Source organism: Deinococcus metallilatus (assembly GCF_004758605.1).
GTDB lineage: Bacteria > Deinococcota > Deinococci > Deinococcales > Deinococcaceae > Deinococcus > Deinococcus metallilatus.
In genome coordinates, this window is the sequence record NZ_CP038511.1 from 136551 (window position 1) to 162858 (window position 26308).

27 protein-coding genes are annotated in these 26308 nt (G+C 67.5%); 5 read left to right on the forward strand and 22 right to left on the reverse strand.

Annotated elements, in window-relative coordinates; translation table 11 throughout:
- Positions 1–30: 30 nt before the first annotated feature.
- The 6 genes from E5F05_RS04525 to E5F05_RS04550 form a co-directional block, all read right to left on the reverse strand.
- A complete protein-coding gene (locus tag E5F05_RS04525; RefSeq protein WP_129117558.1) occupies positions 31–1230 on the reverse strand; it encodes a hypothetical protein in 1200 nt (399 codons plus the stop codon).
- Between the two features lie 1025 nt (positions 1231–2255).
- Positions 2256–3626, reverse strand: coding sequence for a replication initiator protein A (locus tag E5F05_RS04530; protein ID WP_129117559.1), 1371 nt, complete (start codon positions 3624–3626; stop codon positions 2256–2258).
- 16 nt (positions 3627–3642) lie between these two features.
- Entirely contained in the window at positions 3643–4764 is a 1122-nt protein-coding gene (locus tag E5F05_RS04535; protein WP_129117560.1) for a bifunctional DNA primase/polymerase, read from the reverse strand.
- Complete coding sequence (locus E5F05_RS04540; protein WP_129117561.1) at positions 4761–5243, reverse strand: hypothetical protein; 483 nt, start codon at positions 5241–5243, stop codon at positions 4761–4763. Before E5F05_RS04540 ends, E5F05_RS04535 begins: the two co-directional genes overlap by 4 nt.
- A complete protein-coding gene (locus tag E5F05_RS04545; protein ID WP_129117562.1) occupies positions 5230–6117 on the reverse strand; it encodes a hypothetical protein in 888 nt (295 codons plus the stop codon). Before E5F05_RS04545 ends, E5F05_RS04540 begins: the two co-directional genes overlap by 14 nt.
- On the reverse strand, positions 6114–6899 hold the full coding sequence (locus E5F05_RS04550) for a hypothetical protein (RefSeq protein ID WP_129117563.1): 786 nt from the start codon (positions 6897–6899) through the stop codon (positions 6114–6116). The genes E5F05_RS04545 and E5F05_RS04550 overlap by 4 nt, the downstream gene beginning before the upstream one ends.
- Before the next feature lie 1481 nt (positions 6900–8380).
- Between E5F05_RS04550 and E5F05_RS04555 the strand changes: the two genes are divergently transcribed.
- Positions 8381–11131 carry an AfsR/SARP family transcriptional regulator gene (locus E5F05_RS04555; protein ID WP_129117564.1) on the forward strand — a complete coding sequence of 917 codons (2751 nt, stop codon included), beginning with the start codon at positions 8381–8383 and terminating at the stop codon, positions 11129–11131.
- Positions 11132–11173: 42 nt separating this feature from the next.
- Positions 11174–11764: a hypothetical protein gene (locus tag E5F05_RS04560; RefSeq protein ID WP_129117565.1), complete on the forward strand. Its 591-nt coding sequence runs from the start codon at positions 11174–11176 to the stop codon at positions 11762–11764.
- Here the strand turns inward: E5F05_RS04560 and E5F05_RS04565 are convergent.
- The 3 genes from E5F05_RS04565 to E5F05_RS04575 are packed head-to-tail and all read right to left on the reverse strand — an operon-like array spanning position 11703 to position 12713.
- Positions 11703–12092: a hypothetical protein gene (locus tag E5F05_RS04565; protein ID WP_103128239.1), complete on the reverse strand. Its 390-nt coding sequence runs from the start codon at positions 12090–12092 to the stop codon at positions 11703–11705. The two genes, E5F05_RS04560 and E5F05_RS04565, sit on opposite strands and share 62 nt — an antisense overlap.
- Positions 12093–12096: 4 nt before the next feature.
- Complete coding sequence (locus tag E5F05_RS04570; protein ID WP_146719916.1) at positions 12097–12411, reverse strand: cysteine peptidase family C39 domain-containing protein; 315 nt, start codon at positions 12409–12411, stop codon at positions 12097–12099.
- Positions 12405–12713 (reverse strand): C39 family peptidase, encoded by a 309-nt coding sequence (locus E5F05_RS04575; RefSeq protein ID WP_164973343.1) that lies wholly within the window; start codon positions 12711–12713, stop codon positions 12405–12407. The genes E5F05_RS04570 and E5F05_RS04575 overlap by 7 nt, the downstream gene beginning before the upstream one ends.
- Before the next feature lie 70 nt (positions 12714–12783).
- On the opposite strand from E5F05_RS04575, the gene E5F05_RS04580 reads away from it, so the two are divergent.
- A complete protein-coding gene (locus E5F05_RS04580) occupies positions 12784–13443 on the forward strand; it encodes a single-stranded DNA-binding protein (protein ID WP_129117568.1) in 660 nt (219 codons plus the stop codon).
- 105 nt (positions 13444–13548) lie between these two features.
- On the opposite strand, the gene E5F05_RS21200 is transcribed toward E5F05_RS04580, so the two are convergent.
- The 5 genes from E5F05_RS21200 to E5F05_RS04600 form a co-directional block, all read right to left on the reverse strand.
- The gene (locus E5F05_RS21200; protein WP_103128242.1) at positions 13549–13878 is read right to left on the reverse strand and encodes a CPBP family glutamic-type intramembrane protease; all 330 of its coding nucleotides are present in this window, start codon (positions 13876–13878) and stop codon (positions 13549–13551) included.
- Positions 13839–14303 (reverse strand): hypothetical protein, encoded by a 465-nt coding sequence (locus tag E5F05_RS21205; RefSeq protein WP_164973344.1) that lies wholly within the window; start codon positions 14301–14303, stop codon positions 13839–13841. Before E5F05_RS21205 ends, E5F05_RS21200 begins: the two co-directional genes overlap by 40 nt.
- Before the next feature lie 141 nt (positions 14304–14444).
- On the reverse strand, positions 14445–15974 hold the full coding sequence (locus tag E5F05_RS04590) for a GspE/PulE family protein (protein ID WP_103128244.1): 1530 nt from the start codon (positions 15972–15974) through the stop codon (positions 14445–14447).
- Positions 15975–15987: 13 nt separating this feature from the next.
- Positions 15988–16464, reverse strand: coding sequence for a DUF2227 family putative metal-binding protein (locus E5F05_RS04595; protein WP_103128245.1), 477 nt, complete (start codon positions 16462–16464; stop codon positions 15988–15990).
- Positions 16451–17212, reverse strand: a complete 762-nt coding sequence (locus E5F05_RS04600; RefSeq protein WP_103128246.1) for a hypothetical protein — start codon at positions 17210–17212, stop codon at positions 16451–16453. Before E5F05_RS04600 ends, E5F05_RS04595 begins: the two co-directional genes overlap by 14 nt.
- Before the next feature lie 172 nt (positions 17213–17384).
- On the opposite strand from E5F05_RS04600, the gene E5F05_RS04605 reads away from it, so the two are divergent.
- A complete protein-coding gene (locus tag E5F05_RS04605; protein ID WP_103128247.1) occupies positions 17385–17993 on the forward strand; it encodes a hypothetical protein in 609 nt (202 codons plus the stop codon).
- A 32-nt stretch (positions 17994–18025) separates the two neighbouring features.
- On the opposite strand, the gene E5F05_RS04610 is transcribed toward E5F05_RS04605, so the two are convergent.
- The 5 genes from E5F05_RS04610 to E5F05_RS04630 form a co-directional block, all read right to left on the reverse strand.
- Positions 18026–18457 carry a helix-turn-helix domain-containing protein gene (locus E5F05_RS04610; RefSeq protein ID WP_164973345.1) on the reverse strand — a complete coding sequence of 144 codons (432 nt, stop codon included), beginning with the start codon at positions 18455–18457 and terminating at the stop codon, positions 18026–18028.
- 5 nt (positions 18458–18462) lie between these two features.
- Positions 18463–18804 carry a hypothetical protein gene (locus E5F05_RS04615; protein WP_129117571.1) on the reverse strand — a complete coding sequence of 114 codons (342 nt, stop codon included), beginning with the start codon at positions 18802–18804 and terminating at the stop codon, positions 18463–18465.
- A 285-nt stretch (positions 18805–19089) separates the two neighbouring features.
- On the reverse strand, positions 19090–20118 hold the full coding sequence (locus E5F05_RS04620; protein WP_129117572.1) for a tyrosine-type recombinase/integrase: 1029 nt from the start codon (positions 20116–20118) through the stop codon (positions 19090–19092).
- On the reverse strand, positions 20115–20852 hold the full coding sequence (locus E5F05_RS04625) for a hypothetical protein (protein ID WP_129117573.1): 738 nt from the start codon (positions 20850–20852) through the stop codon (positions 20115–20117). Before E5F05_RS04625 ends, E5F05_RS04620 begins: the two co-directional genes overlap by 4 nt.
- A gap of 573 nt (positions 20853–21425) precedes the next feature.
- Positions 21426–22025 carry a hypothetical protein gene (locus E5F05_RS04630; protein WP_129117574.1) on the reverse strand — a complete coding sequence of 200 codons (600 nt, stop codon included), beginning with the start codon at positions 22023–22025 and terminating at the stop codon, positions 21426–21428.
- Between the two features lie 189 nt (positions 22026–22214).
- Between E5F05_RS04630 and E5F05_RS04635 the strand changes: the two genes are divergently transcribed.
- Complete coding sequence (locus tag E5F05_RS04635; protein ID WP_129117575.1) at positions 22215–23837, forward strand: hypothetical protein; 1623 nt, start codon at positions 22215–22217, stop codon at positions 23835–23837.
- A 163-nt stretch (positions 23838–24000) separates the two neighbouring features.
- Here the strand turns inward: E5F05_RS04635 and E5F05_RS04640 are convergent, their stop codons facing one another.
- Genes E5F05_RS04640 through E5F05_RS04650 form a run of 3 tightly spaced genes read right to left on the reverse strand, consistent with a single transcriptional unit; the run spans position 24001 to position 26239 of the window.
- On the reverse strand, positions 24001–24195 hold the full coding sequence (locus E5F05_RS04640; protein ID WP_129117576.1) for a hypothetical protein: 195 nt from the start codon (positions 24193–24195) through the stop codon (positions 24001–24003).
- A 23-nt stretch (positions 24196–24218) separates the two neighbouring features.
- Positions 24219–25019: a hypothetical protein gene (locus E5F05_RS04645; RefSeq protein ID WP_129117618.1), complete on the reverse strand. Its 801-nt coding sequence runs from the start codon at positions 25017–25019 to the stop codon at positions 24219–24221.
- 26 nt (positions 25020–25045) lie between these two features.
- Positions 25046–26239, reverse strand: a complete 1194-nt coding sequence (locus E5F05_RS04650) for a hypothetical protein (RefSeq protein ID WP_129117577.1) — start codon at positions 26237–26239, stop codon at positions 25046–25048.
- Positions 26240–26308: the final 69 nt, after the last annotated feature.

Here is a 26308-nt window from a genome sequence, read left to right on the forward strand (position 1 = left end):
GAGCTCTGAGCCGCGAGGCTCTGGGCGGGATCAGTACAGGCCGTTGTGCCTGGTCCAGGCGGCGTCAAGCGCCGCCCTGGGCTTGCCCTGACGGGTGAGATTGTGGGCGAGGATGTCGTCCACTTCTCCGAGGCTGCACACTTCGCCCACCAGCTCGGCGAGACGCACCTGCAGTTCCGCACGGGCGACCGGAACGTCCACACCGTTGGGCGTCCGCTCGCACCAGCGCATCTGCATCCGGGCAGGTTTGAACTCCCACCCGGCGAGTTGCACGGCCACGGTCTTCAGGCCGAGACGGCGGGCGGCCATGACGGCAGCCCTGCCGACGAGGTCGTCGGTGTCGGCGGCCACCACCGGCGCCTGCTTGCGCTTCAAGGCGGCGGTGAAGAGTTCGACCAGCCGGTCGAACGCCTCGGCTTTCAGGGCGCGGGGCACCCGGAGGCTCTCCCAGTCACCCGTGACGAACAGGGCGCCGGCCAGCGCTTCTTCCACCCTGTGGTGCAGGGCGCGGGGCTGCACGCTTCTGCCCGGCTGCGGGTCCGGCTCGTACCAGGCTTGCGCCCGAAACGTTCCGTAATCGCGTATGGGATTGCCCCCGTGGCCGCGGCCCAGGGCTTCGAGCCGGGCCAGCAACTCGGGGTCGGGATTCCCCGCTGCCACCAGTTGCGTGGCGGCCTCCTCGGCGTTGTCGGCAAAGATGCCGAGCGCCTTAAGGTCGGCGTCCACCCCTTGCAGCTCGTGCTCGGCGTGTGCCCAGTCCCGCTGGGCTTCAGCAGCGTCGGCTTGCGCTTGCATCTCCTCAGCGTCGAGCGTGTAGCCCACGCCGTGCAGATGCTGAAGCGCGGCGAGTGCCGTGTAATCCACGTCGCCCTGGGTCAGGCCGTAATGGACACTGGGCTGGAGCATGTCGTCCCGACGGACGAACACCTTGCCGCGCCCGGGCACCATGACGTCACCTTCCTTGACATTCTTCGCCGTGGCGAAAACGGCGCGGATGACCACGTCCCGTGCCTTGGATTCCCACTGGCTCCTCGCGGCGGGCACGGCCCCCACGGCCGCACCCTTCTTGAAGGCCAGGGGCACCATCGCCTGGAGCCACGCGGCGGTGTCCTCGTGGGCGAGGAGCGCCCCGTAGAGCTTCTCGTCGATGGTCGCCCCGGGCTGCTGGCGAGCACGGGCCAGCAGCTCGACGAGGCTGACGGGGAAAACCGCCGCATCCTGTACACTCATCTCGTTTCCTTTCGCTCGCCGTCAGGGGGGTTGATCGCCCCTCGACCCTGACCGCGAGTCTCGGAGAGAAACAACCCCTTCCCGCGCGGGAAGGAAACGGTGGCACTCCACATCTACAAATGTGGGGTGCCGCTGCACTTGAAGGGCCCGGGTGAGCCGGGGAGCCTCCACGAGGGAGGCTGGCATGAGGTCCGCCGCACACGTTGCCGCGCCGGTGGGTTCAACAGGGGTCCTGTTGGTGAATCGAGCATAGCAGGGGAGGCAGATCGGTGCCAGGGACTACGGCAGAGGGAGTGTCATTCGCCTGCACGTCACAGATGTGGGCCGTGCAGGCCCCTGCGAGCCTTCGGGGGGAAACGGTTCACCGGACCCTACTGATCCCAGCTAAGCCCCTCAGGGCCGCTACTGGACCAACCTGACGACAACAACCCTGGGTGGAGGGTTCCTGCCCTATGGCTTCTGCCTGGTGGAATCCCCTGAACCGAGATGGCCCTCTTGACTGTTGATTCTTCAAAAAGAAAAAAGAGTAGAAAAAATATGATGATCATCATCAGGGCGCCCAGGTGGAGCACGGCCTGGCGCGCGTTTTTCGGGATAATCCTGCAAACTGTCGGAGGCAGGTCCTGCAAAGTGTCGGAGGCAGGTCCGGTCAATCCCGCAAAGTGTCGGTGGAACGTCCAGGATAGCTGCCCCTAAGTCCTACAAAGTGTCGGAGATGGCTCCTACAAAGTGTCGGAGAGCGAGGGAGGGTATTCCAGCTCTGTCCCGCAAAGTGTCGGAGGTGACTCCTACAAAGTGTCGGAGGGCGAGGGAGGGCATTCCAGCCCTGTCCCGCAAAGTGTCGGGGGCGACTCCTACAAAGTGTCGGAGGCTCCTACAGTCAGTCCCACAAAGTGTCGGAGGGAGCCCTCCTGCCTCTGCCTGCCGAGTCCCACAAAATGTCGGAAGCGAAGGTGTAGCAGCGAAAAGGGAGGGCCCCGTCACCTGCTCTGCCGGGGACCACAGTGAGTTGAACAGAGACAGGATCAGGCGGTGGGTTGCTCCCAACCTGAGATCTGGCCTTCGATCTGGGGCCTTTCGAGGGAACGCAGTTGGAGAAGGTCCAGGGTGCTGACGCGCCCATCCAGGTACAGCTTCACCGCCCGGTCACGCAGGGGCCGCAGGGCTCCTGTTTCCTCGAACCTCTGCCCGAGGGCCATGAGCGCAGACTCTGGTTTCCTCTCCACCGGAGTCGGGTCTTCCTCATCAGGTGTGGGCAGAGGGGTAGGAGCAGGCCGCCGCGCACTGGACGTTTTCTCCGCGATCTCCACCGGGTACTTGTCCGGGTCGCGAAGCATATCCACCAGGAGGCCCTGACGGTTCTTGACCTTGCCCTTGTAGGCGGTCTTCATCAAGGCCTCGAAACGCGTCAGAGTTTGATGTACGTGCGCTGCGCTGTACTGCACGGCCAATTCCAGGGCAGCCTTGCTGCTGAGATACTGCGACAAGAGTTGGGCCGCCTCCGGATCGGCCGTCCGCACCTCTTCCTCAACGAAGGTGTACGTGAAGGTTTTTTGCCGCCCCCGCCCCTCGGTCTCGACGGTCGCGAGGTAGCCGCTTTCCATCAACGCCTCGTGGGCGGGAATCAGGGCGCGCTCGATGAGGGAGGGCAGGTTCCGACCGTCCATCTGGTGAGACAGTCCCAGGTGTTCGGCCCAGCTCAGCAGGGGAAGCTGCACCTCCTTGGGCGGAGCGCCGCCCTCAGCGAGATTGGTTCGGAGCATGGAGAGCGCCCGGTAGACACTGCGGCTCATCGGCTGCTTGAGCCGGCCGAGCAGGGCGCTGTCGAGGGGTCGGACGTACCCGGAGCGAATGCTCTGCATCAGCTCTGGGTCGAGGCGAATGACGAGCAGCGTCTTCGCCTGCCAACGGCCGATGTCCTCGACCTTTTCGGTGTTGTCTGCCTGCCAGTGCTTGGCGACCAAGTTGAAATCCACTGTCCGCCAGTCGCGCTTGCCTTGGTCGTACCAACACTCGGTGATCGTGAAGGTGCTGCGCTTGAGCCGGTGGAGGGCGCGTTGCACCTCGCCGTAGCTCCTGGCGTTGTCCGGAAGACAGCTCAGCTTCAGCAGTTCGCTGGCGCTGATGCGGATCTCGCCGCCCGGTCTCGTGTTCTGGAGCACGGCGGCGCTGATCAGGCCCAGCAATACATCGTTGTCGATCCCGTGCGGCACCACGTCGTTGAGGTCGGCCGTGCACTCGACAGTCATCGTGCCCAGCGCGTCGAGCGCGAGTTCCTTGCGCCAGCCCTTGAGCGTGGTGCGGTTCTGCGCCAGGACCAGGTTGAGACGGGCGAGGTTCAGCTCGTCGTGCCTCTCCTTGAGCATCACGCGTGAGTTCCCCACCGAGAGCAACATGAGCTGAGTGTACTCCTCATCTCCTTCTCCTCAAGAACAGAATGAGGCGTCGCGTTCCCGGAAGACTCACGCCCTGCTGGAGTTGCATGGCGGCCTCGCGGGCCGCAGCGGGATTCAGCCCCAGACTTCGCAGGGCGCCCGCGGCGCGCTCCTCACTTTCGCGGGCATAGGTGGCCGCGATGAGCCGGGCGAGCTGGACGCGCTCTTCCAGGGTGAGCTGCGGCAGCACGCGCCGGGCCTCGTCGAGTGGGTCCGTGACCGTCCCGCTTCTGTGCGCCAGCCTCGGGCGCGCGGGCGCGCGGTAGGCGCTCTCCAGGCTGGCGAGCGCGTGCCGGCGAGTGTAGGGGTCGTGTCGACCGCGTGCGTCCTGCTGCCCGACCCCGTCGGTGTAGTCCATCATCACGGGCCGGGCGTCCTCCAGGGCGTATCCCGCCTTTTTCAGTTCACGGGCGAGCCAGTACCCGGCGTTGTTCCGCGCACCGGAAGCCCGGTTCAGCGCTTCCCGCAACAGGGTCGGCGCGTCCTCGCCGGCCCTCAGCTTGCTCGGGTCGAGTTCCGGCAATTCCGGCGGGGGCGGGCAGGTGAGGCCCGTCCACAGGGCTACCGCCTCGGGCAGACACGCGGGGTCGAGCAACGCCTCGCTGAGGAGCTGGTACCTCCCGTTGGCCAGAACGCTCGGGGGCAGGACGATCATCCCGCCGTCCCCCCGGACATCCAGTCCGGGGAACGGCGGGTTCTTGAAGCTGCCGCTGGCGAGCGTCCGGACCTTCCAGCCCGGATGCGGGAAGTACAGGTGCGGGGACCCGCCCCCCGAGAGGGCGCTGGGGGTCAGGCCCCACTCCTTCAGGAGCGCCCAGCCCGCCGCTCCGTCCAAGTCGATCACCACCCGCCTGCTGACCGTTCCGGTGACGCCCGCCATGCCCGGGACGCGGCGCCGGGGGTGGAACCACTCGCGCAGCAGGTCCGGGCTCACCCGCTCTTGCTGGAACCTCCGCCAGGCGGGCACCCGCCTCCCCTCGTCGTTGACGGTGTAGTGCCCCGTCTCGACCATGACGGTGTGCGGCCCCTTGAACGGGTGAACCGGGATCACGTTCCACCCCACCTCCAGGGCACGCTGGGCCTGTTCCAGCAGGTTCATGCGGATTGCCGCTCGTCCGACGGGTCCCCCGTCGTCTCGGTGCTCGCCCCTGTGGGTCTAACCGGCAGGGCCTGGACCGGAGGCGCTTTCCCCCGGGCTGGTTTCTCGCCGCTTTCCTTCCCCGGGTCCTTGCCCGCGTCATGGCCCTGGAGCTGCCGGGCCTTGGCGGCCAGCAGGGCGAACATTTCCGGCGTGCAACTGGCATAGGTCTCGCGCGTCGCGACCTTGCCCTCATCGTGCCGGAAACCGAGCACCTGCGCGACCGTCTCCTTGTGCCACCGCCGGAACCGCTCATCGTCGAGGATCGCGTAGGACAGGAAGTCCAGGCGGTGCCTCCCACAGCGCAGGGTCTGCTCCTTCCCGGGGACGGCGTCAAAGCGGCCTTGCGAGAACGCCTCCTGAAAGCGCTGGAGGTACAGCTGAAGATAGCCGGGGTGGTCGAATTGAGCCGTCACTTCGGTCAGGTCAGTGATGTGCATGTGGCCGTCCTCGTTTCTGAATGAGGCTGCGGATGACGGTGCGGGTGGTGATCTCGTAGGCCACCGGCCAGCCGCTCAGGCGCCGCAGGTGGAGACCGAGGAGGTCGTCGGGCGCGGTGGCCGTCAGGACCACCAGCGTGCCCCGCTCCCGGTCCAGCCGTAGGGGATAGAGGTCGTGTCGGCGGATGGCCTCCTCCGGCAGGAGGTGTTCCTCGAGCGTCACGGGCGCGTGCCGGTAGAGGGGGAGGTTCAGGTGGTCGGCCAGGGCAGCCGCGTAGTCGTCCTCGCTGATCAGGCCGTCGCCCAGCAGCCCCGCTTCCCGACCCTGGTACGGCCGCATCTCTGCCCCGGGGATCAGTCCGGTGACCGCGAGGCGGGCGGCCAGACTCAGCGGCCCGGCCAGCGCCTCGGGATAGGTGAGGCGCAGACAGCGGCGGTACAGGTCGGGGGGCAGGATCGAGCAGGCGAGGTCCCCGCCTCCGGTCAGTGAAATTGCGCGCGCACGTTCCTGGAGCCGCGAGTCGCTGAGGTCGAGGAAAGGGTCGGGGGACAGCAGGCGCAGGGTTTCCCCCTCGCGCCGCTGAGCCAGGGTGAGGGTGTCCAGCGCGAGGGAACGGGGAAGCATCGGTTCCACCCCGCCGCCTGGCCGGCGAATGGCTTCCTCGACCGTCTCGATCTCGTTCAGGCGGGTGTAGACCGGGCGGCCATGCAGCCGGGCCAGACGTTGCCAGAGGTCGTGGGTGTCTGCCGCGGTGCGTTCCAGGACGCGCAGCAGCGTGCCTCCCAGGGTCTGCTGGGCGCGGAGGGCCGTGTCGGCCTCCTCCTCGCTCAGCAGACCTCCAGCGTGCAGCAGTTCGAGCGTGTCCTCGGTCATGCCAGGCCGCGCCCGGTGTACCAGCGCACGGCGCGGGCGAGGGTGTCGTCGAGGCGGGTCTGGGGCACGTTGAAACGCAGGTTTTTCTCCTCGATCAGCCGCCCGATCCGTCTCGCTAAAGGCTGAACATCCGGGTAATCGCTCAGGTACCTCTCGGCGTCCTCCCAGAAGCGCGGTGTGGTTGGATGTTGGTGCCGCAGCTCGATCGTCTTGCTGGGGGCGACCAGGTCGAGGGCCCAGCAGGCCGCCTCCAGTTCGGTCTGGCAGAGCTGCTCACCCCGCACCCGCCCGTCGTAGAGGTGCAGTTCGCCTTCGCCGTACAGCAGTCCGGCCACATGGGTCTGCAGGCCGTCGGTAACGGCGTAGGTGTGCAGGTGGTAGTGGTTCAGCCCGTTCATGCGTGGGAGGGTCCCTCCCTCCGCCTGGGTGAGGATGTCCTGCCAGAAGCCGTCGAGCCGGGTGAGGGTGCCCACCCGCAGTTGCAGCGACTTTCTCTGGAGCAGCGCCTTGAGTTCTTTCGGCCACCCGCTCGGCGGACGGCGCACCTGTTCGCGCAGGGTGTGCAGGTTGGTGTGGACGTATACCAGGCTGTGAAACGGCACGCTGCCCAGGGCGGTGAGGAGTGCGCTGAGGCGCTGTTCCTCCTCACCCTGGCCCTGCACCGGCACGGTGAAGTAGTGCCCGGTCTTGCCTTCGTTGCGGACGTGAATGACGGTGAGGTCCTGGCCCGAGAGCTGGAGGTACAGGCGCTGCTCGGGACGTTTGCTGGCTTCAGCAGGCATGGGGCTCCTCGTGACGTTGCTGGTGACGTTGGCGGGCACGTGCGCCGATGCGGCGGCGATCCTTCGGGGAGATGGCTTCGTCCCTGCAAACCGTGATCAGGTTCCCCTGCCGGTTGCCTCCTCGGTCGCCACCGGCGTGAATCCACACCTGCCCGGGTGGGACTGGCCCGAGCAGGGACGTGGTGAGGTGCTGGGGAGTGAGTGGGCCCCGTTCGTCGCGGACGCTGCGTGTGATGTCCCGGTAGGTCTTCACACGCCGGACGCGGGACGTCAGCCGAGCCTCGTCGGGTGGATTGAGGAGGCTCGGCTCTTAAGTTTTGAACCCCGTCGGGCACCTCCTCGGCAACCGGGGGAGTGAGCGGTGGCCGGAGCGGCCGAGCCCGCAGGGAACGGGGGAGAGCGCGGGCGACGCGGCGGCGGGGCAGGGGAGGACGCGGCCGGCCCGGCCGCCTCGGTGCCGCCTCGAAGGTGGCAATCAGGCACCCCTCGATGGCGTGGATCAGCCCGCCACCCACCAGGTGGGCGAGCAATTGCTCCGCCACCTCCCGGGCCACGCCGAGAGCGTTACGAAACGCCACCCCCGAAAAGCGCCTTGGTCCGTCCGGGTGAAGCAGGGTGGACGCTGCCTCGCTCGCCCGGTGGATCAGCGCCGGGTCCAGTGCCGGGCGCCACGCCGGTGGAGGCAGCCGGTACTGGGTGATCTCGTCTCGCCGCAGCCGCACGGTCTGCCGCTCAACGTCAGGCAGATCCTGCAAGACGTCACTCAGCAGCGTCGGATCCCCGCCGTATCCCCCCGAACCATCTGCGAGCGCGCGTCGCAACTGGGCGAAATCGGCCCAGGTGCCCACACTTGCCAGCACCTCGGTCACGCGTGCCTGCAGCCGGATTCGCCAGTCCCGCAAGCGTTGGGGGAGGTTCTCTCGCAGGAAGTACACTTTCACGTTGCCCCCGTGGGCATGCAGGGTTCCCTCCTCGGTCAACGTGACCAGCACCTGACGGCAGGTCCGCAGTGACGGTGCACCCGGCTGCCCGCTGCAACGCTGGTACATCTCCGCCGCGGTGATCCCGTTTCGGCTCAGTTCAAGGCACAGGGGGCGTAGGTCGGCTCGCATCTCGCGCGCATGGTGCCCGCCGGACCCAAAACCCTGCGGAGCTTTCTTTAAACCCTCCCTAGAACGCTGTTTTTACGGAAACGGGCTTAAGTTGTTCAGACAGGAGGCGGGGCCGTACTGTGTTTGAGATTTCGTTCTCCGCCCTGCTGACCTGATCTTTTTACTGGACGACTGGGAGAAGAAGCCCCCCGTCATAAGCCGCCGAACAGAATGACCGATAAATTAAGAGATGGTAAAAACGTGGAGCGTCTTCCTCTTTAACTTGTCTAGCACTTTTTAAAGTTGCTCGTCGGTGGTTGAACTTGTCTGGGTCAATTCTGCCGCTCCGGAAGTCGCCGTTGGAGATTTGGGAAGAGGAGAAATGCGAGGATGGCTGGACGTCTGAATGCGGTGAGCCCGGTGCCGCTGTTGCCGCGGCCCCACCTTCTGGCACGATTGTCGGCGCCGGTCGCGGTTCTGGCGGCACCTCACGGCTACGGGAAAAGCCGACTGATCGAGACCTACCAGGCGCAGCTCACCCTGCGGGGTCAGCAGGTGGTGGCGCTGACCTGCTCGCCTGACGACCGGCGCCCCTTTCACCTCGCCAACCGCCTCACCCGCGCCGTCATGCGCGTGACGGGCCGCCGGATGTTCGAGGGGTTGGCCTCGACGTATGCTGCTGGGGACCTGTACAGCGCGTTCGGGCTCGCGCAGGCGGTGGCCGAGGACCTCCTGTACGCCGAGGTTCCCTTCACCCTGCTGATCGACGGCGTCGACGGCGAGGAGGCAGCCACCTTTGTCGCGGAACTGGCGGTGCGTGTCGCTCCCCTGGTCCAGGTGATCGTTTCGGGATACGAGCCGCTCGCCGCGTACTTTCCCGCGGAGGTCACGGTCCTGGGGCGGGAAGAGCTGGAGTTCACCTCGCAGGAGGCTGCGGCTCTGGGGGTGCCGGACAACCCGTATGACGGCTGGCCCGCACCGACCCTGATCCTGGCGGGGGGGCAGGGGCAGCCCGACCAGTACACCCAGCAACTGGTCGGACGCCTCGCCCCCGAGGACCTCGGGCTCCTGCCGGCGGCGCTGCTGGACGTCTGGCACCGTCAGACCGGCAGCCAAGTGTGCAAGGCGCTCGGTCTTCCCCGCAACTACCTCCGCCGCTTCGAGGAGCTGGGCTTCCCGCTCCGTCCTCACGGCGACGGCGTGGCTCCCCCGGCGCTGCTGCGTGAGGCGATGCTCGAGGAGCTGCGCCGGACAGATGCGGACAGCTTCCGCAAGTCCAGTGAGCGGCTGGCGACGCTCATCGAGGCGACCCAGCCGATCCGCGCCCTGGAACTGCGCAGTGAGATCGGGGATGAGGAGGGGGCATTGGCGCTGGCCCGCACCCGGCTTTCCATCTGGTCGCGTGAGCGCCACTGGTCACAGGTCCGGGCCCACCTGGAACCCTACTTCAATCGACTGACCGCCGACGAGCAGTTGCTGCTCGCCCGCGCACAAGACGGGCTGGCGACCCATCAGGAGGAGGTGGGCCGCGCCCTGAAGGTGGCTCAGCACGCCCGGCACCAGGGCGCCCGTGAACCGGAAGCAAGCTTCGTGGTGGGGGAGATGCTCCTGCGGCTCGGCTGGCTTGATCAGGCTGTGAGCGTCCTCGGCGAGGCGGTGAGGGCCTCACCGGAGGGGAGCGCGCCGCGCCTGCGCGCTCTGGGTTGGCTCGCGTTGTGTCTCGTGGCGCAGGGTCGCTCCGGCGCCGCGTTGATGGAGTTGCAGACCGCCTCAGGCGCCGCGGTGGGGCTGCCCGCCGAAGAGATCGGGGTCTTCTACGTTGCGAGGGCGAGTGCTTGCCTGCGTCTCGGTGACGTCCGGGCCGCACGGGACGCGGCGCGTCAGGCTCACATGGTCTACAGCTACAACCTGCCGCTGGCGTTGTCGGACCTGACGGTGACCTTTGAGCTGCTGCATCTCCTGATCGACCTCGGCGACCTCCGGGAAGCCCGCCTGCTGCTGGGGCAGTTGCCGCGTGTGACCGTCCCCGTCGGGCGCTGGTACGGTGCGAGCCGGGCGCTCTTGCAAGCACACCTGGCTCACCGCGAGCTGCGGCTGGGCGACGGTGAGGAAGAGGCGCTCGGGCAGGCCCGGCGTGCCCTGGAGGAAGCGCGCCTGGGGGGTTACCACACCCTGGAGGTGCAGGCCGGTCTCCGGGTGTGTCTGCTGCACGTGCACCGCCACGAATACCCGGCAGCGCTCTCGCTGGTCGGACAGCTCGAGGCGCTCTTGCCCCGTGACCCCTGGGTGGAGCCCACCCTGTCGGACCTCAAGGCGGTCTTGCGGGCCTGTCTGAGTGAGATGCCGCCGCCGCCCTCCCAGCGTCCCGTCGCGCTCCGTGAGAGTGCGCTGGTCCGGGCGCTGGTCCACGGTGGGCGCGAGGGCCACGAGCAGGTGTACGGTGCGGCCGTCGTGACCACCTGGCGGAACTGGTTTCCCTGGAGGGGCGGGCGCCTATGTGGACGGGTTCCGGACAGCGGGGCCGATGGCCTCCCGGCCGACCCTCTGCCCGGGTGGACCTCCCTGGAGATCTCCCCGGGTGGGTACGGCCTCCCCCCGGTCGAGGAGCGCCCGCTCGAGCATCACACCCTGGAGGTGCGCCTGCTGGGAACGCCACTGGCCCGGCTGGACGGCCGGGTGCTGGAACTGCCGCCCCGGGCGCTGGCCCTGCTGGCGTACCTGTGTGACGGCGAGGTCCACTCGGCGGGCGAGCTGATGGAGGCACTCTTCAGCGATTCCCGGCGACCCCGGGTGTACCTGTCCGTCGCGCTGAGAGGGCTGCGTTCGAGCTGGCAGGGCGTCCTCGGTCAGGCACGCGACCCGGTGGTCCGGGTGGATGGAGGCTACCGCCTGGCTCCTGGAGTGCGGGCCCGCTGCGACCTGCGCGAACTGCCTGGCGCCACCCTGCGTGGGGTGCTGGGCCTCTACCGGGGACCCCTGGCCCTGGAGCAACCCTGGATGTTCGTCACCCCGGACGAGCTTCGCCAAGGCATCCTGGCGCGCTTGAAGCAGGAGGCCGACCCGCGCGAGGCGCAGGACATGCTCTCGCGGCTGCGCGCCGTGGATTCCGGGTTTCCTGCCTGGAGCAGTGACCACACCTGAGACGGGAAGGTCACCAACCTGCGGTGGACCCATACTGCCCTCATGCTCGTCTTTCCGCCGGACTGGACTGAAACGCCCCCCTATACCCTGCGACCGGTCGGCCCCCAGGTCGGCTATGTGATGCGGGTCCGGCGCCGCGTCCCCGTCTACCAGGCGCTGGCGTCCGTGGACCCCGAGCTGGACCCGCCGCCGGTGTTCGTGCTGGCTCCCGAGGGCACATCCTGGTCCGCCCCGGGCGCGGCCTTGCTGGGGAAGGACGGGCAGGTGGTCGCCTACGCGACCTCGGCGAGCCGCCGTGACCCCTGCGTGTCCGCCGTGCTGGAGCGGGCCCTGGACCTTTCCGCCGGGCGGACCCTGGCCACCTGGGACGCCTCCTGCTGGGCGGCGCAACTGCTCGCGTTCCGAACGCCGGGCGCTTCCCGGGAGGCCGCCTGGATGCGGCTGAGCCGCCAGCCGGTGTTCTGCCTGCGCAGCAGGCTGGAGGAGCAGGATATTGACGTCTTCACGCTCGCCCAGGCCTGCGCCCAGTTTGGTCTGCCCGCGCCGGGAGAGGACGTCCTCTCGACCGCGTTCACGGTTCGGGTACTTCTTCAGGTGGCGTGGGCAGGCCATACCGCGCACAGAGTTGGGTGAGGAAGGTGCGGTGGTTGGTGCGGGCGGCCTCGACGGTGGCCGCCCGCGCCACCACTTCACCCTCGTCGCCGCGCACCAGCACCGTCTCGTAGAGCAGGGGCGGGTCAGCGCCCTCCCAGACGGGGACAAACAGCGTGACCAGACTGAGGTAGTCCGGGTCAGGCAGAAAGTGCATGCCGATCACCCGCTGCCGGGCCCGCCAGACGGTGGAGGGGAGCCGCTCCACCTCGACCGGCCGCCCTGTTTCGTCGGGAAGAAAAAACCGTGCCCCGTCGCCGTAGGGCCTCTCGTAAAGCAGGTCCGTTGCCCGCTGCCGGTCGACGTTCATGCCGTCAAGCGTACCTCCCCGGCGTGACCGCACCGGAGAAATGTGACGGGGTGCTACCCCCCACGCCCAGCGCCCTCATCACCTGCGCGTGCATGGCGGGCGGATAGACCGCGACGCTGATCCGGCCCTGGATGTTCCAGAGGGTGTCGAAGTCCTGGTAGGAGATGTAAGCGTACCCGATCAAGGGGTCCGCCAGATACAGCCGGGAGAAGCGGTCGTCAAACCCACGGATCACTCGGAAATGCGGCACCTGGCCGACTTCCTGGGCGTACTGCAAGACGATGCTGGGCACACCCAGCGCGATCAGATTCTTCAGCAAGGAATCTGGCTGCCCCGGATCTGCACGGACCGCAGGCCGTAGCGGCTGACAAAGCGCTCAATGGCCTCCACCTGCATATAGCTGGCCGGGGACGGTTTGGTGGCCCGGCTGATGGTCTGCACCGGGACGGTGAAGTCGTAATACGCCAGCACCATCGCGATGCTCGCCGGGCCGCAGTCGTTCCAGCCCTGATACACGACGGGCAGGTGCTGCAGGGCCAGGGCGGGCTGGGAGACGGCCCGGGCGGGAAGGGCCAGGGTAAGCAGCGCCCCCAGCGTGAGGGAAAGAAACCGTCGTCGCATGTGGTCACTGTGCGGCCGGGTCAGGTTGGACTTCGCGCCTTCCAACCTGACCTTCCCCCAGCATGCTGCCATGATGACGCTGACCCACGGCACCTCCGCCGAGTTCACCGCCGCGCTCGCGCGTCCGGGCGTCCTGAAACCCGGCGGCCAGTTCGCCACGTTCACCCTGGCTGGAGAGTTCAAGCGGTCTCGGGAGGACGGGACGCCGATCCGGACGGTCTTTTACCAGCCCTGCGTCGCCGCGGGTCGTCTGGCAGGACGGCTGGGGACGCTGGGCGCGGGCGAGGCGATCAGCGGAACGGGCGTGCTGGCCGCGTATGAGGGGGAGATCGTCATCGCGGTTCAGGACGCGGCGCGCCTGCCCAGCGAGCACGTCCGCCTGGAACTGGACGGCGGTGGGGCCGCGCGGCTGCTTCGTGCCCGTTGGCGGGTCCGGGCGCGGGGGGTGTTGATCACCCCACCGCAGGCCCAGCGCCTGGAGAACGAGGTGCCGGTGACGAACATTCGACTGGGGCTCACGCCGAAGCGGGCGGAGGGGACGGAGACACCACTGGTGCCACTGGAACTGGCCGCCTACGGGGAACTGGCGGTCGTGCTCGCCGGGCAGGGCAAGGGAAACTACCTCGACACCTGGGGTGTGTTGCAGCGTCGTCAGGGGGCGCAGCGCCGCTTTTCCCGGCTGGAAGTGCAGGACGTCGAGCCCCTGCACGGGACGCGGGCGCTGCTGTAGGACAACTTGGAACTTCGGGGTGTCAACGCAGAGCGCGAGGACCCTTTCTCGTGAGCTGTCCCAGGGGTCTTCGGCCGCTCTCCGGGGTCGGGAGAGAGCCGCGTCTCAGCTCGTCAGGACCCGCCACACCAGCGGCACCGCTCCCAGGACAGTGACAAGGGCGTTGTCGCACCCATGGCAGAGCATGGCGGCCCGCAGGCCAGAGCGCGTCGCCACCCAGGAGAACACCGCCCCACTCATCAGTTGTGGGATAACCAGGCCGAGTACGGCCGGGTGGTGAGGCAGATCGGGGGAGTTGCACAGGTGCGCCAGCGCGAAGAGCGTGTTCGTCACCGCCGCGCAGCCGATCAGCCAGCCGGGGGAAAGTCGTCCGCCGGGATGCCGCTGACGCAGGCTCAGGGACAACGAGGCCAGGACCAGGGGCGTGATGAACATGTTGGGGTGGGGCTCCACTGCCGCTGATCCACTGCCGCCTTCAACACGTCGAAGGCATTGAGCCCGACGCAGCTCACCAACGACACGACCCTCAACCACGGCAACAGGCGCCAGGCCTCTTGGGGACGACGCACCCCGGGGTTGCCCAGGAAGGCGGCAAAACCGACCAGCCCGGGGATCAGGACCAGCCGGAACAGCGCCTCTTCGATCATGGGGCCCCGGACAATCCGATCCAGCAACTCGTCCGAGGGACCCCGCTTGGGCGTCCAGCCGGTCTGCTCGATCACCCACGGGACGACCCAACGTGACTGCACCACGACCTCCAGCAGCACCACGAGCAGCACCAGCCCGAGTATCCACGGCACATGCCGAAGCGGCAGGCCCCATCGCAGGGAGAGAGGCGCCAGAGCCGGGAGCTTGGTCATCCGGTGTCCTGTCCAAACCCTTGATAGCCGACAGCCCGGGTCTGATCGCCTGGAAGAGGGTTGGAATGCGCCCATACGGGAAACTGGACGCAGGCCAGTCCCCGGCGCTCCCCGACGAGGCGCTGGACGCTCTGTCCAGCTTCAACGGAATACCCCTGGGTGTCCGCGCCTCCCCCCCTCTGCCTCCCGGGGATCGGGAAGAGACAGGCCTTCCAGCAGCTCACGCTCCAGCATCAGACTCTCGAACCTCACCTCGCCGTCCTGAGCCAGCGCCCGCAGGACGGCCCCCGACCCGTCCACCGTCCACTCGGCGGTCAGCCGCTCGCTGTCCTCCTCCGGCCAGCCACCCGTGCACACCAGCGCCCGCGCATCCTCGCGCGCCAGGGTGGGGTAACGGTGTTCGGTCGGGGCCGTCGTCAGGGGCCAGGCCGATGCGCCCGGCACCCGCAGCACGACGACCCGCCGATGCGCGTGGGCCAGACAGGCCAGCAGCAGGGCGTGGAGGTCGGGGTCGAAGTCGGTCCCCAGGTAGTCGGTGACCTCACCCGGCTGGATGGTCGTGTCGGCCGCCAGCAGGAGGGTCAGGTGAGGCTCACCGGCCTGCTCCTGGTGAACCTCCCGGCTGGACTCTTCGACCCTCGTGGGCGTGGTGTCGTTTCCCCCCATCAGGCGGTCGAGCGCCGCGGACCCCGTCACCAGCACCTCCACGTGCGGCTGACCGCTGCGTTCGGCCACCGCCCGCCGGAGGACCGCCTCTCGTTGCGGCTGGTCGGTGAGGACGAAAAACTCCCCGTCGTCCAGACGGTGCCCGAACACCCGGTACGTCCTGCGAGTGGGTTCGTCGAGCAGGTGCGCGGCGTCCTCGTGGGGCGGGTCCAGGCCCACGTCCACGAAGGGGAGACCACGCGAGAGGGCCAGTGCCCGGAAAGCCAGGTCCTCGTTGATCCTCCCGCCCTTCAGGAGGGTCTGTTCCAGGCGCGGGTCCGACAGTTCCGAGGTCTCCAGGTCCCCGTAGCCGAGGTGGAGCAGCGCTTCGGCGATGGACATGTGCCCAGGTGTTCCACGCTTCGGAAAAGTTCTGGGTTCCGGGTCCTGGTGGGGCCGTGGGTCGGACACGGCCCCACCAGGCGTGATCACTGCAACGGGTGGATGGTCGGTGACCATCACCTCGGGTCCGGGTTCCCATTCAGGCCCTTCCGCAGGGGAAGGCGGGACGGACAGCTCCGGCTGCGCGGCGAGGGCTGCCAGGTCGACCGGCGGTCGGTACTCCACCTCGGGCACGGTGGGCGGGGGGTTGACCCAGGCCGGTTCGCTCCGTCGGTTGGTGGGTTGGCTCACCACGATCAGGGCGGATGGGGGAAGGTAATACAGGTTCTCTTCCTGAAAGGGATTGCTGCTGGCCCGTACCGTCTGCCCATCCGCCTCCGCCTCGACGAGGGCGCGGACCGTGTCGAGGACCCGCAGGGCCCGCTCGGCCTGGGGAACTCCGTAGGCGGCGAGCGCTTGGCCGATCACCCGCTCGTCGAGGAAGGTTCGTGCCCGTTCCAGGACGTGCGCGTCCTGCTGGGAGCGAGACCACCGTCTGCCGCCTGGAGGACGGAGACGGCCGAACTGGAAGAAGGTCAGCCGCGCCTCGCTCCGGAGGACATCGGCGAAGGTCGGTTGTTTCAAGGGGTTCCTCCTCTCACCACCGGCGCACGTTCCAGGGCCGGTATCCGTCCAGCCACAGGTGCAGCCAGTACGCGAGCAGGTATCCGCCCAGCGCCACCGCGTAGAGCGGCCCGTCCGGGGTGGGTACCCGCAGGGGGACGTCCAGGGCCCGGTCCACGGCGAGCAGCGCGGTGACCGGCAGTGTCAGCAGGACGGCGGCGTACCCCAGCAGAAGGAGCGGTCCGCGGACGTAGGTGTGCGTGACGCCCCGGTGCCGCACGAACAGGCTCAGCGGGCGCCACAGGCCTCCCCAGACACCCCAGTTGCACCGTGCCCGCACACGCACGTGTCCCGCCAGGTCGAGGTCAGGCGTGATCAGCAGCGTCCCGGTCAGGTATCCCGCCGCCAGCGAGAGGAGCAGGTCCTGGGAGACGTGCAGGGCGGCCAGGGGTCCGGCGATCCCCACCAGGGTGATCAGGTTGACTCCGGTGTGCAGGTCACCGCTGGGCATTGCCGCTGGGCGTGACGTTGAGGGTCGCGCGGGTGGTGTACTCGTTGATGCCGACGCGGTACGGCCACAGAACGGTCGGATTGACCCCGGCGTCGGCCGCGCTGGCGGTCACTGTGCCGTAGCGGGTGGTGCCGGGAGCGACCACGAGCGTGCCGAGGTTCGTCTTGACGAGCACGCTGCCGCCGTTCTGACCGTTGATCGCGAACTGCCGTTCGTTGAGGGTAATCGCCCGGGACCCGGCCTGCACGCGGTAGTTGACCACGAGGATGTTCCCGTCGCGGGTGGCGGTGAAGGTGAAGCGCGGGGTCTCCTCGGCGCCGAGGGCCGCACCCGGGCGGAGGCTGGTGGTGGGGGCGCTGGCCTGTGGCGTTGGTGGGGCCGGGCTCGTCTCCTCGGGGTCCTTCACGGTGACGTTCACGATGCTGCCCGCGTGGTCGCCCGACAGGGTGAGGCGCCAGGTGTAGGTTCCGCTGTCGGTCACGATCTGCAGGGGCGTGGAGCCGTACCCGGCGAGGCCCGCGAGCAGGACGCGGTTGCCGTCCTTCCTGCGGTCGACCAGCCCGTCGCGTGTGACCAGGACGTCCTTGACGGCCTCGGGGAAGACGAGGGTGCCGAGGGCGCCGGGACCGAGCGTCAGGGTGTAGTGCTGGGCTTGCTGCGGAGTCAGGATGACGTTCACGTCCTTCAGGGCGACGGCGGGTGTGGAGACGAGGGCAAGGAGGGCGAGCAGGGTGAGGCGTGTGGTCATGGGTGGATGTCCTCCACCCTGAAGTGTGGTGGCGGGTCAGGTTGGACGCTGCAGCGTGTCGGGCAAATGGGAAGCCCTGTGGCCGTCCGCGTGCCACTGAACCTGCTCTGGCTGTGGTCGCGCCCTGTCGCCCCTAGACTTCTGTTCGAACCTGGTTGTTCAGGAGGGCGGGATGTTGATCGACACCATGAAACGTGATGCCCGGCGGGGCCTGGGCTATGACTGGCACAAAGAGGACGGGCTGCTGCACCTGTACGAGTTGCTGCATGGCACGGGAGTTTCTCCGCTTGAACTGCAGGCGCAATTCGAGGCTACGTTCCAGGAGCGACTGTTTGAGGCCCGCTTGTGCACCCTGAGCCGTTCCACCTATGAACGGCTGCGCGGGTTACCGCTCCCCGACGGGCTGCTGACCCTTACCTGTCCCGCGGTCTGGTTCGAGCTGCCCGACCAGTTGCCTGGGCAGGAGGCCTGGGGTGGCGCACTGTTGTTCTTCGTACGTCCCGGCGAGTCCCTGTTCGGCGTGCCGCTCCGGCAGGGCCTCGCGTTCCTGCTGGTCTTCGACGCGCACGACAACTTCCGCGCGACTTACATCTTCCTCGAAGGGGAGGGGGTTTCGCCGCGGATGATCCATCCGATGCAGGCCAGCGAGCAGGCGGTGTTGCTGGGCCTGCCGCGTGAACGGGTCGAGCAGCTCACCCGGGAGAGCCTGACTCTGCTGCCCGCGCTCCTCCAGCTGCTGCTGGAGCGAGGCGTCGCCCGCTTGAGTGGCCGGACGTCCTGACCCTCGCCCGCCCCTTCGTACCCGTTCACGCTTCATGTCGGTTGACCGGAAACGCTCGGTTGCCAGGCTTTACCCCGGGTGAACACCCCCAGGCTCCCGATGCAGCGGCAGCTCACCTCGCCTCGCCACAGCGCACGGGTGAGCACGTCCGTGACGACTGTGCGCGGAAAACCGGTCGTGGTGACGAGTGCGGCCACGGTGCGCCGCCGCTCGACCTCGGCCAGGACCCGCTCCTGGGTCACCTCGGCGGGCTCGGTTTCCAGAGTGGTCAGATGATGGAGGCGGAGAGTTCCCGCGCGGTCGGCGGCCTTGCAGACCAAGCCAGCGTCCTGAAGAGTCCTGAAGAGGGTGTGGGCGTCCGCACGCGGGAGGCCGGTGAGGGCCGCAATGTCGCCGGTGGTGGACGGTCCCTGCCCCAGGAGGTCGAGCACTTGCAGGCTGTGGAGAGGGGAGAGGGCGTTCATGCTGTTCATGCTGCTCCACCACGCGATGCGTGAGGGACCAGGCGGGCGAGCAGGGCCCGTTGAATGAGCAGGTGCGCCTGAGCGGGCTGTTGAACGTACAACTGCTCATACTTGGGGCGCAGCCCTGCCAGTTCCCTAACCTCTGGCAACAGGGGGAGCGCGCCGACGAAGTAGCTGTTCTCCCGGACATAGACGCGGGCTCCCCCGGCTTGCTGGTGTTGGATCAGGGTGGTGAGGAGGCTCAGCATCAGGAGTTGGGCCTGGTCGCGCCCGACCTCGAACACGTCCCCCAGCGCTTCGGTGAGTTCCTCGCGGGCCTGTGCGGAGCGCAGCGGCCAGTCATTCATGACGTGGTGATGGTGCACCGGTCGAACCTGAGGAGGAGTGTCTGGCGCCCGGCGTCTGCTGGCAGGCGGGGAGGACCGGGAGGATGACCCGGGTGCGGGGCACACTGCGGACAGGGCGGCATCCCCCCATTGTTCCTGTGGGTCAGGGTGGACGCGGGCCCTTCCGCTCTCGGCGAGGTTGTCCTCTGCCAGCTTGTCCACGGACAGCGGTGATCCGATGTGCTGAAGGCCTGGTGCGGGAAACGCCTCTCGGTAAGGGCGGTGCCATGCCCGGCCCGGCCGGTTTCACCACTCCCGGATGGCCTGCCGGGCGCGCTTCACGCCCACCCGCACATACCCGCGCGTCGTGTTCACGTTGGCGTGTCCCAGCACCTCCGCCACCGCCACGAAGTCCCCCAGCGCCTCGTACAGCCGACTCCCCATGTACTTGCGGAAGGCGTGAAACCCCCGGAAGTCGTTCCCCCCGTTCCGCCGCGCGAACAGCGGCCGCACGTGGTACGCCGCCCCCTGCCAGGTGCGGTACGGGAAGATGAAGTCCTCCCGGTGCCGCCGGGTCCGGGTGACACCGCGATAGGCGTGCAGCGCGTCGGCCAGGCGGGGGCTGATCGGGACCACGCGGCTCTTGCGCCCCTTGCCCGACTGCACGACGAGGTGCGGCTCGTCCTCGCCCGCGTCCACGTCCGGCCAGCGCAGGCTGAGGGCCTCGTCAATGCGTAGCCCCGAATGGGTGAGGACCAGCAACAGCGCCCACACTTCCAGTTGCCGGGAGCGCTTTGCTGAGGTCTCTGCCTCTCCGTAGGCTTCCCGGGCACGGGTCAGCACCCGGGCGACGAGGCTCTCGCTGTACGGCGCGTTCTTCTCCAGGGGGTGACGGCGGTCGCGGGGGAGGCGCACGTCCTCGAAGGGCGAAGCGCGGGTGGCGCCCGCCCAGCGCAGGGCCTTGTACAGGGTGATGCCTGCCGCGACCCTTGCCTGCACGGTACTGATCGACTTGCCAGAAGCGATCAGGTCGCCCACCCACCCCTGAGCGTCCTCACGCTCGGGACCGAGCACCTTCCAGGCTCGGTTTGTCATGTGGTCCACGAGCTGCCGGACCCCGGTGCGGTAGCTGAGCAGGGTGTGGCGGCTGATCAGCACGCCCGACTGCGCGTGCTGGGTGAGGTACGCCTCGACCAGGGACCAGAGCGCTTCGGCGTCTTTTTCGGCGCAGGCCTGAACGGCGCGGCGACGCCGCTCGTCGGGGTGGAGCGATACCCAGGCCCGGGCCCGGTCGTGCAGGTCCTGGCGAACTAGGTCCAGGGCAGACCCCGTCATTCTTGCGGTCTCCGGAGGTGCCGCGCGAGGACGGCTTCCAGGACGGAGCCTGGAACATCGCGCTGCCCCTCCGCCCAGGCGTCGAACAGGACCCGCGCCAGTTCACGAATGGGCGGGAGCAGGGTGGGATCGGTGGCGAGCCGTTCCGCCTCCCGCTGCTGTGCCTCTGGGTCCAGTCCGTCCTCGGCGAAGGCGGAGAGCAGTTCCTCGACCCGCAGGGCATCGGTGCCCTGGAGCGCCACGTCCTGACGCATGTGGGCCTGGCCGTACCGGCCCTCGTACTCGGGAGTATGGAGCGGCCCGGCGAGGAGGCAGGCGAGTTCGAGGAGGGCCTCGTGCTCGTCCTGGGGCCAAGTATCCGGGAGTTCGCGCACTACGGCGGCGAAATGGTCGAAGCCGGGGACCGGGATCTCCTGGGGGTCGAAGGTCACCCGGACGAGGCGGACCCGCGAGGCTGGAGTCAGGGCGTAGTACGCGGCGGCATGCCCAGCCTCGTGATGCATGAGGGTGATGGCTTCCACCAGGTCGAGGAGTTCGGCGGCCAGGGTCGCCGCTCGTTCGGGAGTAGTCGCTCGACAGATCTGAAGGGCGAGGTCGCGCAGCCGGTTCGTGACGGGATGATCCTGGAAGTGGGGGTGGCGGGTGAGGAAGTCGGGGAGACCGGCGGCGATGGCGAGGGGAGCGTGGGGGTGCCGGGTCAAGCCGCGGAGGCGGGGGTGGAGGGTGGGAACCACCGTGGAATTTTACAATAAGCGCTCTTATTGGAAAAATCTTGCAGGAGGCATCTGGCGGTTGGTTCGGTCGATCCGTGTGTCTATTCCCTACACCGGCATGGCTTGAAGTTAACAATACAGCGTGCCCTCTGGTCCTCTTGTGGCTGCAGCAAAAGAAACGCCTGCCTTCTGTCCACAGCAAAAGTAGGGCGTGGAAAACGCTGTTCTAGACGTCAGGAAAAATGCTCGCTCACAGGAAGGCCAGGAAGGGGCCTCCGACAAGTCCTGAGGGATGGAGCCTAGGTCGGTGGTTTTGGTGGCGGCTGGGCGGATGGTTTCTTCCAGGCAGGCCCCGGAGGAGTGGGGAACGCGGTGCGTGTCCTGCGAAATGAAGTTGAGGCACCGGCGATCTGAACTCGAAGGCGAGACTCCAGACCGGGGTGGCGCCCTCCCTTGACCACATGACCCATCTGATCTAGCCACTGTTCAACTCGGGGTCAGGCGGCGCGTTTGCGCCGCCTGACCCCGAAGAAGACAGCGACGAGGCCTAGCGGGTTCGGCGTGGCAGTCGGCAGGGGTCGTCGGAAGCCTCGGTCACCGCCACACCTTGCCGCCGTCCAAGTCGCCTTGAATGTACCCGCCGTTCTTGTCTTGAATCATGCGTGCGACTTGCCGCGTGGACACGGAGAGGTTCGTGGTGGGGCCCACGCGAAAGTCTTCCCAGTTCGCCGTCAACACGTGCCACGTGCGCGTGGCAAAGTCGATGCAGTTGCATTGCCCGCCGGTCCCGCCGACCGGTTTGTACGAGGTGCAGCCGGAGAAACTCTTGATGTTCGCTTTGGCCCAGTTGAACCGTGTGTCGTTGACGTGCGCGAAACGCGCGATCATGCCGTTAACGTTACCGCGCAAGAACGCTTGCGTATCGGCGACTTCCCTGTCGTCGCGGAAGCCACCGCCGCCGAAGCCGAAAGGGCCTTCACCCCAAAATCCGTACGTGCTGTCCACGCGGTCGTCCACGATGAAGGCGATCCACATGTGACCGAAGGCGGAGAGCGTTGCCGAGGAGGCGTCACCGGTCGGTCCCAGTGAGCCGCTAGAGGTGACGTTCGGATTGACGAAGATGCCGATGCGGTAACTCGTGGCCGCTGCATGCCCGAGAAACAACGCGACGCCGAGCGTAACGAGCGTTTTCACTCCTGACCCCTCCGTTCGCTTGTGACGATGGCTAAAGGGTACGACTTCCGACACCGATGAGCTGGCCAGCCGATTGGTGAGTTCAGGGTACGTCTTCACCCTCGCACCGTCAGTGAGCACCTTCCATCGCAAATTCCACCACTTTGCAACACACAATGTTTCACGAGCCCCTTTGAGTACGATCAGAACATGGCAGATGCGCCTTCCCGCCTGACGGAGCTGCACCTTGAACAGCAACGTGTTCCGTCCGAACAGTCGGAGGCGGCGTTCATCGCCACAGCCGTGCCGACGAAGGACGGAACGCGCATCTATTGGAAGACGTCACGCCGGCGGGGGAGCACAATGGTGGACCGGCGGCAGCCGATCCTGCGGCAGCTCGTAGGGCAGGCGACGTACTTCTTACTCACAGGCGAGGTCGTGGGGCTGGACCCACGCAGTCTGGGCCTCAAACCCCCGAAGTCGAGGGGGGCCGTGGACGCCAAGCAATACCGCAAGGACGTGTACCAGGCCTTGCGGAAGAATGGACAGCTTGAGGTGTTCGTCACGCCTGGAGAGACCATTGCACTGCGGGGGTTGCACCAGTTGGAGGTCCTCGATAGCGACCGTGTAGCTCCTGGTCGTGGCTCGGGGAGGCCCGCCGGAGCGCCTCTGGTGAGGTCGCGGCGGGCGCCATCCCTGCGCCTCACAGACCGGAGTTGCTGTATTCAGGCCCTCCGCGAGCTGCCCGAGATCAATATGCCCATCTCCGGGCATACACCCCAGGAGGTGCTCAAATTCGCCCAGACGTTGCGCGGCCCTCAGGGTGAGGCGCTGTCCCTCGTGCAGGCCGCGGGCCTTTGCCAACAGGTCGTGGAGATGAACCCGCCCGCCGATGTCCACCTCCGGGCACTGCGTCATCGTGTGCGGACCCTGATGTATGTTGACCTTGAGGAGGCCCGCACGGCCCTTGAGGCCCTGGGGTCACAGCACGACGCCCTGGTGCCAGATCTCGTCGCCCTAATGTGGCAGGACGGAGCGCAGGAATCGGCCGTGCGCCAGGAGCTGAGCTGGCGACATACGGCGTTGGGCGGCCGGCTGGCCACCCTTCGCAAGGAACGCGAGCCCTCGTTGCGCCTCCTTGAGCCCCTCTGCGCGGCGCTGAACACCCGGAACCACACCTCTGACGGAGGGCCTGTCGGCCTCGACCGCCTCAGGGCGGATGTCCACCTCGACCTGGCCCGCGCGTACCTGAGCGAGGCGCAGGATCTTCCCTGCTCAGCCCCCAACCCGGCCAGGTCGGACCACGACATTGAGGCGGTGGACCGGCACGCCAGGTTGGCCCAGCGCATGTACACGACGCTGGAACTGGACCGCGGCGAACACAGCGCGTTGTTGCTTCGGGGCTCCGTCGCACTCTGGCGTGCTCGTCTTGGAGATCAACCGCAGGCCCAGTTCGCGTTTGTGCAGAAGGTGGTGGACCGGGTCCTTCCGATCGTGTCGCTTCAACTGGGTCAGACGCAACTGCTGAAGATCCGGTTGTTGCGTGAGCAGTTCCGGTCAGGCGTGAACGGTGGGGCTGAGCTCCTGGGTGAAGCGCAATTCCTGATGAAAGAGGTCGTGCGCATGACGACCCGGCTCCGGGCCTACCGCGTCCTGGCCCGCGCCCTTCTCGAGCAGGCGCGACTGTACGCCGACATGCAGGTGAGCAGTGCAGATTCAAACGATCGGGTGGCGGTGTGGTTGAACGTGGCGGCCAATGCCTATGCAGAGATCGGTCTTCCCCAGATGCGCGACGTGATTGGGAAGGAAGTGGCGGCCTCGCGGTCGCGCTGATCCCTTGACCCTCCATACTGGTCCGGTGCTGTCTTCCTGATCAAAGGACAACTCCTGAAGAGATACGGAGCGTCCTTAACCGCAGCGTGCAGGAAGTAACGTAGAAAGCCTGGGCTCCTGCGCGCCACAACGCCTGCCTATAGGACGAAGCCTTCGCCACCCTTCAGCGCCGCACTGGGTCAGAGGCCAGGATCGGCGTTTCCAGGCGTCCTTCGGGGGCTTCAAGGAGGGCCCGCAGGGCCAGGGTGACGAGCGTCTCCCGGCGCTGGACGCGGGGTCGCATGCGGCGGTGCACCAGGACGGTGTCTTCCAGGATCTCGTCGTCCAGCGCCTGTACTTTCTTGTCCGCGTCGCTCATGCTCACCCCCCTAGAATGGTCCATTATTGCAGAATTACAATACTCGACCGGCCACCGGCCCGCAATCGTGAAGATTGAGCCGCTTTCGGGGCATACAGGGTACTGAAGTTGACCTCACGGTTCAGGATGGGGACGAAGAGCGTCTCTCTGGGCAGAGACAGCCGCTCCGCGACGGCGAGGTGCAGCCCAAGGACCACTTCTCGCGTCCCCGACTCCCCGTGAGCCTGAAGAAACGCCTCGGGCATGTCGATGTTCAGGGTGAGCGCGGCGTACGGCACGAAGTCGGCCCGCGCGCAGTACAGGTGGAACCGCAGTGGAGTGTTCGCAAGCAACGCGACGAACAGGATGGCCCGGGCAAGTGCGGCGTAGGACGCTGCGTCCGTCACGGCCGTAGGGAAGAAATCAGGATCGAGATCGGGGTCCAGGCCGCGGCGACGGACCTCCCCGCGAATGGCCCGGGCCGCCGCGTCCAGGTGGGGTTGCTCGTCCGGAACGACATGCTTGTGGACGTGGCTGTCCAGGTTGCCCCAGAAGGCGTGCAGGTCCTCGACCGGTGCCTCTAGACACTCGTCCAGAAGACTCTGGGGGACGGTATGCTCCAACCGCATCTCGGGAGGCAGGTGCCCCAGCAGGGTGCGTTTCTCGAAGGTGAGCAACAGCCGGGAGGCCGGGTTGTTCACTGGTCGGGCGGGGTGGTAGAGGTCCGCCATCACGCTGACGGGCGGTGGGGAGCCCCCCATCCCGCCGTGGTGCAGGACCGCCATGTGCCAGGGCTCCCAGAAGTCGGCGTCCGGGTAGTGCCCGCGCCAGGCGGGCAGGCGCATCTTCACGGTGAGATGCTCCGCCGCTTTCACGTGTAGCGTTCCAGACGGTCGCGGCCGTACGTGTGCCACAGGGGGTAGGTGTCGGTGTAGGGCTCGACGAGGGCCCAGGCCACCCGCCGGAAACGGAAGGTCCAGGCGGGTTCCTTGTCGTACTCCTCCCACTCCTCGTCCTTCTCGTTGTACCGCCGGCCCTTCACGGGAGGAACCTGCTGGAAGTCGACCGGTCCGACAGCGATCACCGGCCGCCGCACTTTTTTCCAGTAGGGTTCCGTGGCGTGCAGACGTTCCCTGAAGGGCTCCGCCTCGTCGTCCCACACGGCGGCAGTGGCGTACAGGGCCCGGGCCTCCAGGCCCACTACCTGGGTGGGGTTGAACACCGCCGCGGCCCGGTCCCCGGAGAGCCGGTGGTCGACCGGCTGGCCCAGCCGCACCCGGGCCCTGAGCCGGGCTTCCAGCGCCGCCTCATACGCTTCCCGGCTAGGGAACTCCTCGGGTGCGGCCAGCCGGGCTAGCTTGGATTTGAAGGCGGCCGCCTCCCGCAGGTGACTGATCAGCCGGATGATCTCCGTCTCCGGAAGCAGGGCCGCGGCGGAGAGGGCCCGCATGCAGCGGTCATGCACCTCCTGACGTCTGGGCGTGTAGGCGAAGGCCGGGTGGCCGCTCAGGGCCCGCCAGCGGCGATGGGCATGGTCGGGTGCTTCCCGCCACTCGCGGTGGTAGCAGGCGAGCTGGTGCAGGTCCCGCACCCGGTCCTGCTCAAGGGGCGGAAGATTCCACACGTCCAAGCCGTCGAGTTCGCGAAGCAGCCGCTCAGGCACGGGCACATAGGTCGCCACGGCCTCCCGGATGATGGCCACTTGGCGCTCGGTGGGGAGGTCGCCGGACAGGCCCAGCTTCAGGGCAAGGCTGCGGCGTGTCTTAGCCACGTCCGAGGCGTGCTGGGACAGGGTGCCGATGTTGACGCCGTACAGGTCCCCCATGCACTGCAGGCCAATTTCGAACGTCTCGCCGGTGAGGCGGTCCCGCACGACGACCAGCGTCTTGGCCTTCTCGCGGGTGTCGCAGCCATGGCATTTCTGATGCTCCGCGTACCGGCGCAATTCGATGGCGTCGTAGTCCCCCTGAGTGAGCAGGGCTGCGCCGGCCTTGGCGGTGGCCTTGTCCGTCCAGGTGAAGTTTAGGGGAAAGTTGAGCGGTTCCGCACTGATCGGCAACAGCACCGGGGCAGTATAGAAGGGACCGCCCCTTCTTACCCTCGGGTTTGCGGGCTCCGGAAGGCTGCTGCTCCC

Bases quoted from the DNA above. Each gene is read 5' to 3' on its own strand.
- E5F05_RS04645 (WP_129117618.1), bottom strand. From the start codon at position 25,019: ATGCGCCTGCCCGCCTGGCGCGGGCACTACCCGGACGCCGACTTCTGG.
- E5F05_RS21205 (WP_164973344.1), bottom strand. From the start codon at position 14,303: ATGACCAAGCTCCCGGCTCTGGCGCCTCTCTCCCTGCGATGGGGCCTG.
- E5F05_RS04555 (WP_129117564.1), top strand. From the start codon at position 8,381: ATGGCTGGACGTCTGAATGCGGTGAGCCCGGTGCCGCTGTTGCCGCGG.
- E5F05_RS21200 (WP_103128242.1), bottom strand. From the start codon at position 13,878: ATGTTCATCACGCCCCTGGTCCTGGCCTCGTTGTCCCTGAGCCTGCGT.
- E5F05_RS04640 (WP_129117576.1), bottom strand. From the start codon at position 24,195: ATGAGCGACGCGGACAAGAAAGTACAGGCGCTGGACGACGAGATCCTG.
- E5F05_RS04595 (WP_103128245.1), bottom strand. From the start codon at position 16,464: ATGCCCAGCGGTGACCTGCACACCGGAGTCAACCTGATCACCCTGGTG.
- E5F05_RS04600 (WP_103128246.1), bottom strand. From the start codon at position 17,212: ATGACCACACGCCTCACCCTGCTCGCCCTCCTTGCCCTCGTCTCCACA.
- E5F05_RS04560 (WP_129117565.1), top strand. From the start codon at position 11,174: ATGCTCGTCTTTCCGCCGGACTGGACTGAAACGCCCCCCTATACCCTG.
- E5F05_RS04580 (WP_129117568.1), top strand. From the start codon at position 12,784: ATGATGACGCTGACCCACGGCACCTCCGCCGAGTTCACCGCCGCGCTC.
- E5F05_RS04535 (WP_129117560.1), bottom strand. From the start codon at position 4,764: ATGAACCTGCTGGAACAGGCCCAGCGTGCCCTGGAGGTGGGGTGGAAC.
- E5F05_RS04610 (WP_164973345.1), bottom strand. From the start codon at position 18,457: ATGAACGCCCTCTCCCCTCTCCACAGCCTGCAAGTGCTCGACCTCCTG.
- E5F05_RS04615 (WP_129117571.1), bottom strand. From the start codon at position 18,804: ATGAATGACTGGCCGCTGCGCTCCGCACAGGCCCGCGAGGAACTCACC.
- E5F05_RS04565 (WP_103128239.1), bottom strand. From the start codon at position 12,092: ATGAACGTCGACCGGCAGCGGGCAACGGACCTGCTTTACGAGAGGCCC.
- E5F05_RS04635 (WP_129117575.1), top strand. From the start codon at position 22,215: ATGGCAGATGCGCCTTCCCGCCTGACGGAGCTGCACCTTGAACAGCAA.
- E5F05_RS04605 (WP_103128247.1), top strand. From the start codon at position 17,385: ATGTTGATCGACACCATGAAACGTGATGCCCGGCGGGGCCTGGGCTAT.
- E5F05_RS04545 (WP_129117562.1), bottom strand. From the start codon at position 6,117: ATGACCGAGGACACGCTCGAACTGCTGCACGCTGGAGGTCTGCTGAGC.
- E5F05_RS04540 (WP_129117561.1), bottom strand. From the start codon at position 5,243: ATGCACATCACTGACCTGACCGAAGTGACGGCTCAATTCGACCACCCC.
- E5F05_RS04575 (WP_164973343.1), bottom strand. From the start codon at position 12,713: ATGCGACGACGGTTTCTTTCCCTCACGCTGGGGGCGCTGCTTACCCTG.
- E5F05_RS04550 (WP_129117563.1), bottom strand. From the start codon at position 6,899: ATGCCTGCTGAAGCCAGCAAACGTCCCGAGCAGCGCCTGTACCTCCAG.
- E5F05_RS04525 (WP_129117558.1), bottom strand. From the start codon at position 1,230: ATGAGTGTACAGGATGCGGCGGTTTTCCCCGTCAGCCTCGTCGAGCTG.
- E5F05_RS04530 (WP_129117559.1), bottom strand. From the start codon at position 3,626: ATGTTGCTCTCGGTGGGGAACTCACGCGTGATGCTCAAGGAGAGGCAC.
- E5F05_RS04620 (WP_129117572.1), bottom strand. From the start codon at position 20,118: ATGACGGGGTCTGCCCTGGACCTAGTTCGCCAGGACCTGCACGACCGG.